A 1,766-nucleotide genomic window follows, 5' to 3' on the forward strand; every position below is an offset into this window, starting at 1 on the left:
GCGAGCCCGATCGCCCTGCTGCGCAGGCGCCGCGACAGTCAGGTCGGCATAACCCGAAGGTCGGCATAATGGGTCTTCCCGGTGCCTGGTGGGCCGAGGAGGACGACGTTGCGGGCCTCGGTGAGGAACCCGCCGGAGGCCAGGGCGGCGATCTGTTGACGGATGCCGGGTTGAGCCTGGAAGTCGAAGTCCTCGAGGGTCTTGACGGTGCCGAACCCGGCAGCCCGGATGCGCAGTTGCGCGCCCGAGGCGTTGCGGGCAGAGACTTCGCGTTCGAGGACGGCGGCGAGGTAGTCCTCATGGGTCCAGCCGGCATCACGGGCCTGGTCGGCGAGCCGGGCGGCTGCTTCGGTGATCCTTGGTGCCTTCAACGCCGAGGCGAGGTAGGCGATCTGCTTGATCGCCTCCGGCGACGCTGCAGGGGTGACTGTCGTGGCGGTGGTCTTGGTGGCCATCAGCAGACCCCCTGCTCGCCCGTGCTCAGATCACCGGTGATCCCGAAGGCCCGGTCATAGTCACCCAGATCCCGCTGCAGGTCCTTGGTGGGCTGTTCGCCGGCAGCGGCAGCGGCGGCGCGGTGTTGTTGGAACTGTTTGCGCAGCCAGGCTGCGGCCTCGACATGGGCAGGGTCAGTCACGGTGGTGCCCCGCGCCCAGATCCGGGTGTGTTCGGTGACCAGGCGTCCCTGGGCACCAACCCGGACCCGCTCGAGGTCTGCAGTGACATCGACGATGCGGCCGATCACACTCGGGTCCACGGAGTAGTCGTTGGTGTCCAGCCGCACGTAGTAGTCCCGTCCCAGGCGGATCCGGTTTCGCCAGCCCAGATGCAACGGGACCGGGGGCAGTGGCAGCATCGCGGACCGGTCCGCCTCCACCAGATCTGCCGGGCAGGCCTTGATGGTGCGCACCACCCGCGTGTTCGCCTTCACCAGCCAGTCGGTGAACTGGTCGTTGAAATCGCCCGCAGAGGTGAACGACCGGCCGGGCATGAACGAACTCTCGAACCAGCCATTACGGCGTTCGACCAGCCCCTTGGACTCCGGATCCCTGGGCGGCAGCAACACCAGCTTGGTCGCCAACGTGCCCATGAACACCGCCACGCCTTCGGCGCGGCGCTGCCCGCGGCCGATGCCGGGCTCGTTGTCCCAGATCAGCCGCCGCGGCACCCGCCCCAGCTGCTGGAGCAGCTCCCACGACCCCAGCAGCAGATCCTCGGTCTTGCGGGTGGGGATCATCCTCGCGGTGATGAACCGCGAGTGCGCGGCGGTGATCACCAGCACCGGCAACAACCTGGCGGTGCCGTCCTCCAACGGGATCCGCCGGGGCGGGAACCACAGGTCGCACTGCGCCGCATCCCCTGGCGCCCAGGTGAGCCGATCGGCCGGGTCAACCAGGCAATGCTCGGGCCGCAGCCGCTTCACGTTCTCGCTGAACCAGCGGATCGATCCGGTCCAGCCGACCCGCTCGGCCAGCACCGTGGCCGGCATGTCCGGCGTCTGCTCAAGCAGCTCTCGGACCCGCGGCTCGAACACCGCGAATGATGTCGGCTTCGGCGTTCGCTCATACCGCGGCGGCCCACCCGAGCTCACCGCCTTGATGACCGTGGTCCGCGAGATCCCTAACCGCTGCGCGATGCGTGCCTTCGGCACGCCCTCCGCAGCCAACCTCCGGATCAGCGCCCAGTCCTCCAAAGTGATCACACTCCAATGGTCGAGTGTTCACTTTTCACCGCCGAAACTGTCCAATCTTCGAGCGCCGTCGACA

1 protein-coding gene and 1 pseudogene are annotated in these 1,766 nt (G+C 68.0%); both read right to left on the reverse strand.

Annotation, left to right across the window (positions count from 1 at the left end):
• Positions 1–62 precede the first annotated feature (62 nt).
• Positions 63–455, reverse strand: a pseudogene (locus FRW57_RS21230) (ATP-binding protein); the annotation flags it as partial.
• Entirely contained in the window at positions 455–1,702 is a 1,248-nt protein-coding gene (gene istA, locus FRW57_RS21235; RefSeq protein WP_152187002.1) for an IS21 family transposase, read from the reverse strand. The gene istA and the pseudogene FRW57_RS21230, both read right to left, overlap by 1 nt.
• Between the last annotated feature and the right edge of the window lie 64 nt (positions 1,703–1,766).

This window comes from Segeticoccus rhizosphaerae (assembly GCF_009192725.1).
GTDB classification, from domain to species: domain Bacteria; phylum Actinomycetota; class Actinomycetes; order Actinomycetales; family Dermatophilaceae; genus Segeticoccus; species Segeticoccus rhizosphaerae.